Here is a 6,393-nt window from a genome sequence, read left to right as displayed (position 1 = left end):
CCGCCGCGCAGGTGGGATGCGGCCGGTAGGGCACCGTGAATCCGAAATGGAAGCGCGCCGAGTCGCGCATCGGTGCGTCGCCGCCGGACACGTCCGCATGGACGCTGAACGGGGCCTGGACCCAGGTGAAGGTGGCGATGATGACCCGCCATATCCCCTCCACGGTGTCGAGGGGGAGCAGCCCGCGATGGCGCTCGGCCACGCGCCGCATCATCGAGGCCTCGCGGCCGGGCCGGAAGGCCGAGCCGCTGGCCGAGGTGCGCTTGACCGCGATGAGCCGGTCGATGATCGAGCCGCGCTGGATCAGCAGGGCATGCATCTCCGCGTCGATCCGGTCGATCTCGGCGCGCAGCTCGGCGAGATTGTCGAGGGGCGGTGCGGGTCTCGTGGTGAAGCGCATGCGGGCTGTCGCGTCCGGCGGCGGGTATGGATCGGGTATGGATCTTGCCGACCCCGCATGAGGGAGACGGCCGATCGTGTCTACGTTTCCCGAAGCCCGAGGACCAGAGCACCGGTTGTGACCTTCTCGCGCGCGGCCCCTTTCGTTGACGCCCGTGCATACGCACATTACGCCCACATGTCGTCCGGCTGGGCCGGGCACCGATGGGGATGGACCTTCGCGACGCGTCGATGGGGTGGCGACCGGCCGCCCCCCTCGCATCACCGCGAAAGCGAATCGGCGAACAACGCGCGAAGACGCCTGATGACCATGTCGCTCGACAGTCTCGCAAGGCCCGACGAGGGGAACATCCGCCAGGACGGCATCCCGACGGATGCGCCGCCCTCCCTCGATCCGCGAAGCCCGGTGGCCTCGTTCGGCCTCGACGAACCGCTCGCGATGGATGCCGGCGTCGATCTCGCGCCGTTCCGGATCGCCTACCAGACGGCCGGCACCCTCAACGCCGACCGGTCGAACGCGGTGCTGATCTGCCATGCGCTCACCGGAGACCAGCATTTCGCCCACACCCATCCGGTGACGGGCAAGCGCGGCTGGTGGGAGACGCTGGTGGGACCGGGCAAGCCCATCGATACCGACCGCTACTTCGTCATCTGCTCGAACGTGATCGGCTCCTGCATGGGCTCCACCGGCCCGGCCTCCACCGATCCCGCCACGGGCAAGCCCTACGGCCTCGACTTTCCGCTGGTGACGATCCGCGACATGGTGCGGGGCCAGGCGATGCTCCTCGACCGGCTCGGCATCCGCGACCTGTTCCTCTGCGTCGGCGGATCCATGGGCGGCATGCAGGTGCTGCAATGGGCGGCGCTCTATCCCGACCGGGTTTTCGCCGCGATGCCCATCGCCACCGGCGCCCGGCATTCGGCGCAGAACATCGCCTTCCACGAGGTCGGCCGTCAGGCGATCATGGCCGACCCGGCCTGGGCGGAAGGACGCTACCTCGAAGCCGGCACGCGCCCCGCCAAGGGCCTCGGCGTGGCGCGGATGGGCGCCCACATCACCTATCTCTCCGAGCCGGCCCTGCACCGCAAGTTCGGCCGCCGCTTCCAGGGCGGGTCCGCGCCGACCTTCTCGTTCAACGCCGATTTCCAGATCGAGAGCTACCTGCGCCACCAGGGCCTGAGCTTCGTCGAGCGGTTCGACGCCAACGCCTACCTCTACCTGACCCGCGCCATGGATTATTTCGACCTCGCGGCCGATCATGGCGGCGTGCTCGCCAACGCCTTCCGCAACACCCGGACGCGGTTCTGCGTGATGTCCTTCACCTCCGACTGGCTGTTTCCCACGGCGGATTCCCGCGCCATCGTGCATGCGCTGAACGCGGCCTCGGCCTCGGTCGCCTTCGTCGAGGTCGAGAGCGACAAGGGGCATGATGCCTTCCTCCTCGACGAGCCGGTGATGTTCAACGCCGCGAAGGGCTTCATCGACGCCGCGGCCCGGGCGAGGGGCTTGTGACGTCGGTGAGTCGCGTGGCCCTCGCCCCCTGGAGCACGACCGACACGCTGCCGCGCAGCGACGGCGCCCGCGTCGACCATCTCGTCGTGCTCGGTCTCGTGCCGCCGAGCGCCCGCGTCCTCGATATCGGCTGCGGCGACGGAACCCTGCTCGCGCTGCTGCGCGACCGGCGCGGCGTCGACGGGCGCGGCATCGAGCTCTCCCGCGAGGGCGTCAACGCCTGCCTGGCGCGTGGCCTGCCGGTGATCCAGGGCGACGCCGACACCGATCTCGCCAATTACCCCGACGACGCCTTCGACGTGGTGGTCCTGTCCCAGACCATCCAGGCGACGCGCAACCCGCGCATCGTGCTGGAGCACCTGCTCCGCATCGGCCGGCAGGTGGTGATCTCGTTCCCGAATTTCGGCCATTGGCGGGTCCGCTCGGAACTCGCCTTCCGGGGGCGGATGCCGGTGACCGAGCTGATGCCGGAGGAGTGGTACGAGACCCAGAACATCCACCATTGCACCATCCGCGACTTCGTCGGCCTGTGCCGGACCGTGGGGGCCGAGATCGAGAAGGCCACGGCGCTCAACGCGCGGGGCCGGCCGATGCGGATCTCCATGCCGTGGTGGGTCTGGAACCTGTTCGGCGCGCAAGGCGTGTTCCTCCTGCGGCGCGGCGACGGAACGCCGTCCGACGCCAACTGAGGCGATCCGGGCGCATACCCCTCCCGAAAGCCGGTGCCCGGCATGCGGCAATCTCCACCGATGGCCTGCATGGGCTGCATCCGGCATGAGGGGCGGCCGATGGGGCAGGAGGAGACAGCCTATTGAGAACCGGGGATCGAGACCGGGCAAACGGGGAAGAGCCGCGTTCGCCGACCATCGCGCATCTGCAGCAGGCATCGAGCGGCCGGTCCTTCGCCCTGCAGTTGCTCATCGTCCTGGTCCTGCTCGCCACCGCGCAGACCTATGACGGATCGATCCACGGGCTGGGACACTGGATCGTCTTGTCGGTCTATGCCGGGGCCTCGATCCTCCTGGCGCTGCTCAGCCTGCGAACGGCACCGGGTACCGGCATCCCCGTGGGCCCGAGCCGAGGGTGGCTCGGCTGGGGCTCGACCCTCCTCAATGCCAGCGTCGCGATCTACGTCCTCGTCGAGCACATGTTTCTGGGCGCCGCCGACACGGAGGAGGCAGCCGCCGCGGTCAGCCGGATCCCGGCCTTCCTGATCCTGCTGCAGACCGCGCTCACCATGCGCGTCTGGCACACCTGCCTCTTCGCCGGTCTGGTGACGGCGGGGTGGGGCGGCGCCATCCTGTTCGTCTATCTCTCGCCCGAGAGCCATCATCTGGGACCCCACGTCACCCTCGACGAGGAGGTGCCGGGGCTTCTCACCTTCATGGTCGCCAGCCTCGTGGTCCTCGACGGCGTGCGGCGGCTGACCTGGGCGGTGGCGGCGACGTTCCGGCTGGAGCGGGAGCGCCTGATCCTCACCCGCTTCGTGCCGGCCGCCGTCGCCGAGGATCTGGCGCAGGGCGGCGGTCCGGGCGAGGTCCAGGAGCGTCATGCCTGCCTGTTCGCCCTCGACATCCGCGGCTTCTCGGCGCTGACGCGGACTCGGCCTCCCCAGCAGGTGGTGGAGGTCCTCATGGAGATGCGCGCCCTGACGCATCGGGCCGTGACGGAACGCGGCGGCATCGTCGACAAGTATATCGGCGACGGGGTGCTGGCCCAGTTCCTCGTCGGCCCTCCCCAGGCGCAGGCGCGCGCGGCCTTCACCTGTGCCGAGGCGGTCCAGCTGCGGCTGGCGGCCCTCAACCGGCGCCTCGCGGAGAAAGGCCTTCCCTCCTTGCGCGTCACCATCGCGCTGCATGCCGGCGACGTCCTCGTCGGCGTGTTCGACGACGGTCATCGCGCGGAATTCACCGTGCTCGGCCCGGCGATGAACACCCTCGCCCGCATCGAGGCACGGGCCAAGGCCGTGGACCTCCCGATCGCCATCTCGGAGGATTTTCGCGATCTCCTTGCCGGCTCCGGCGCGAGCGGTCTCAACTGGATCTCGGCCGGGACGGTGAGCGAGGCTTCCGGGCCCCGGCTCTACGCCGTCGCGCGCTGAATCGTATCCGGTCCGATGCCATCGGCAGGCTCGTCACTGAGTGTCTCTCACAAATCTCCCGCTGCTCCGTCGTGCCGTGAGCGAGAACCGACGGTGACCGGGAGTTTTGTGAGGCACTCTTAATCCCGCATGGTTCGTGTGGCGTGGCACGTCATGGAGGAAAGAGACTTCCTATATCAGTTTCATACAGAGAGAAGCGTGCCAAACATCTGGTCCGCACTGTAAAGGAACTTGTAAAACGCCATGATGAACCGTATCGCCGCCGTCGCTACCGCTCTTGTGCTTGGCGCTGCTTCGATCTCTTCTGCAACGGCGTTCGAGCGCCCCTCGCGCTACACCGCTTTCTCGCCCTATGACGTCACCGAGACGGGCTCCCTCAGGGAGGTCAGCCGCCCGCCCGCCTATCTCGGCTGCCCGATGAGCTCGGCCGCCGAAGGCAATGCCAACCAGCAGAATTTCCCGGTCCAGCAATACGGTCAGACCTCCGGCGGAAACCGCTGCTGATCCTCTGAGGCGAGAGGGACGAGCATGGTTCTGAAGGGCTTTTCCTACGCCATGATCGGTGCCTTCGCGGGCGGCCTGATCTGGACGATCGTCGGCACCGCGAGCGTCTTCCTGGCCTCGTAGGTCGGAGCGTTCTCCGAGACCGGAACGCAGTGCGGCGGGGCGAGAGCCCCGCCGTTTCCATGTCAGGGATCGCGTCGGATCTCCAGGGTGGCGACCTCGTACGTGATCGCCGCCCCTCCCCTCTCGAACTGCCTGATCACCGTCCGCAACGCGCCGGGCGACAGGGGACGGACGATGCCCGGCGTTCCCGCCCCGATGGTGCGAAGCGATCGGAGGAAGGCCCGGCCGTCGGCATGTGTCTCGACGACCGGCTCCAGGAACACGTTGCTCGTGCAGCCGGAGAATCGGAGCCGGGCCAGGGCCTCCGCCGTCGGATAGGACGGTGTGGCGGGGCGATGGCCGACGGCGTCATGCGCCGCTTGCCATTCGCGGAACGTGCCGGACGCCAGGGTCGTCACCGCGAGGAACCCGCCGGGAGCCAGCAGGCCGGAAAGGCGGCCGAGCGCGCTCTCCAGATCCTCGAACCATTGCGCCGCCAGGCTCGAACAGATCAGGTCGAAGCCCGGCGCCAGGCAGGGCCGCTCGCCGTCCATGACGAGAAAGGCCAAATCCGGCCGATGCTGCATGCGCTCGCGAGCCCGGCGGATCATGGCGGGGGACAGATCCGATGCCACCATCAGGCCGGGCGTCACATGAGCGAGGACGGCCCGCGTGAGGAAGGCGGTGCCGCAGCCGATCTCGAGAATGTGTGGCGACGGGGGAAGGGGCAGGGCGGCGATGCGCTGCGCCAGCCGCGCAGCGACCTCCGCCTGGATGATTCCCGCGGCATCGTAATCGTCCGCCCCGTCGAAGGCCCGGGCCACAGCCTGTTTCCAGGGACGCATCGGTGCCGTCGGCGGGATCATCGGTGAGGCTGCGATAGACCGGGCGCGGGGCGCGCTCAAGCGTCCCGGCGCGACTTGCGCTTCCGGCCGCGCAAGAGGGAAGCCTCGGCCGTCCACACTCATACACAGGTGAGCGATCACTCGGCATCGTTGACGAACGCTTTACGAAAAGCTGCCCATTGTTCCGACATGTGGCGTAGCGTACTCGCGTTTTCCGTTCTCGGACTTATCGGCGCAGGTCTCACCGGCTGTGGACGCAGCCCGTTCGAGAGCCGCGAGGCCTGGCGCGACCAGACCGAACAGGCCTGCAACGCCAAGCGACTGGTGGAGACCACCGAGTTCGTGACGCCGGTGAAGGAGATCGCCGGTCCCGGCGTCTGCGGCATGCTGCAGCCCTATCGGATCACCCGTCTCGGCAAGGGCTCGGTCGCCCTGAAACAGCGGATGACGCTGGCCTGCCCGGCCCTGGCCGAGGCCGAGGCATGGCTGGCGGATACGATCCAGCCCGCCGCCAACCTGTATTTCGGCCAGCCCGTGGCCGAGATCAACGCCGGCTCCTATGCCTGCCGCGGCCGCAACAACCAGGCCGGCGCCAAGCTCTCGGAGCATTCGTTCGGCAATGCCGTCGACATCATGTCGTTCAAGCTCGCCGACGGCTACGTCATCACCGTGAAGGGTGGCTGGCGCGGCACCGAGGCCGAGCAGGGTTTTCTGCGCGAGGTGTTCATCGGCGCCTGCGCACGCTTCTCCACCGTGCTCGCCCCCGGCTCCAACGTGTTCCACTACGACCATATCCACGTGGATCTCGCCCGCCACGACCCGCGCGGCCTCAAGCGCATCTGCCAGCCGCTGCTGAAGTTCACGCCGCAGCTCGGCGCGGACGGCGTGCCCCGGCCGGTCTCGCGCCCGCGCCCGGTGGAGCGCCAGCC

Annotated in this window: 7 protein-coding genes; 5 read left to right on the top strand and 2 right to left on the bottom strand. The window is 68.6% G+C overall.

The annotated features are described in order from the left end of the window. A partial coding sequence (locus MBTS_RS21220) for a chorismate mutase (RefSeq protein ID WP_192216414.1) occupies positions 1–400 on the bottom strand: 400 nt, incomplete at its 3' end. 303 nt (positions 401–703) lie between these two features. On the opposite strand from MBTS_RS21220, the gene metX reads away from it, so the two are divergent. The 4 genes from metX (at position 704) to MBTS_RS21200 (ending at position 4,517) form a co-directional block, all read left to right on the top strand. After that, on the top strand, positions 704–1,912 hold the full coding sequence (gene metX / locus MBTS_RS21215; RefSeq protein ID WP_056148706.1) for a homoserine O-acetyltransferase MetX: 1,209 nt from the start codon (positions 704–706) through the stop codon (positions 1,910–1,912). Next, a complete protein-coding gene (gene metW / locus MBTS_RS21210; protein WP_018045912.1) occupies positions 1,909–2,601 on the top strand; it encodes a methionine biosynthesis protein MetW in 693 nt (230 codons plus the stop codon). Before metX ends, metW begins: the two co-directional genes overlap by 4 nt. A gap of 122 nt (positions 2,602–2,723) precedes the next feature. After that, positions 2,724–4,013 (top strand): adenylate/guanylate cyclase domain-containing protein, encoded by a 1,290-nt coding sequence (locus MBTS_RS21205; RefSeq protein ID WP_238254228.1) that lies wholly within the window; start codon positions 2,724–2,726, stop codon positions 4,011–4,013. Positions 4,014–4,256: 243 nt separating this feature from the next. Continuing rightward, a complete protein-coding gene (locus MBTS_RS21200; protein WP_018045910.1) occupies positions 4,257–4,517 on the top strand; it encodes a hypothetical protein in 261 nt (86 codons plus the stop codon). Between the two features lie 185 nt (positions 4,518–4,702). On the opposite strand, the gene MBTS_RS21195 is transcribed toward MBTS_RS21200, so the two are convergent. After that, the gene (locus tag MBTS_RS21195) at positions 4,703–5,464 is read right to left on the bottom strand and encodes a methyltransferase (protein ID WP_210322909.1); all 762 of its coding nucleotides are present in this window, start codon (positions 5,462–5,464) and stop codon (positions 4,703–4,705) included. Between the two features lie 189 nt (positions 5,465–5,653). On the opposite strand from MBTS_RS21195, the gene MBTS_RS21190 reads away from it, so the two are divergent. Continuing rightward, positions 5,654–6,393, top strand: a 740-nt coding sequence (locus MBTS_RS21190; RefSeq protein WP_147833056.1) for an extensin-like domain-containing protein, incomplete at its 3' end; no start/stop codon positions are given.

The sequence above is a fragment of the Methylobacterium bullatum genome (assembly GCF_014845095.1).
GTDB classification, from domain to species: domain Bacteria; phylum Pseudomonadota; class Alphaproteobacteria; order Rhizobiales; family Beijerinckiaceae; genus Methylobacterium; species Methylobacterium bullatum.
The sequence above is the reverse complement of the archived record's forward strand: the minus strand, read 5'-3'. Positions and strand labels throughout refer to the sequence as shown.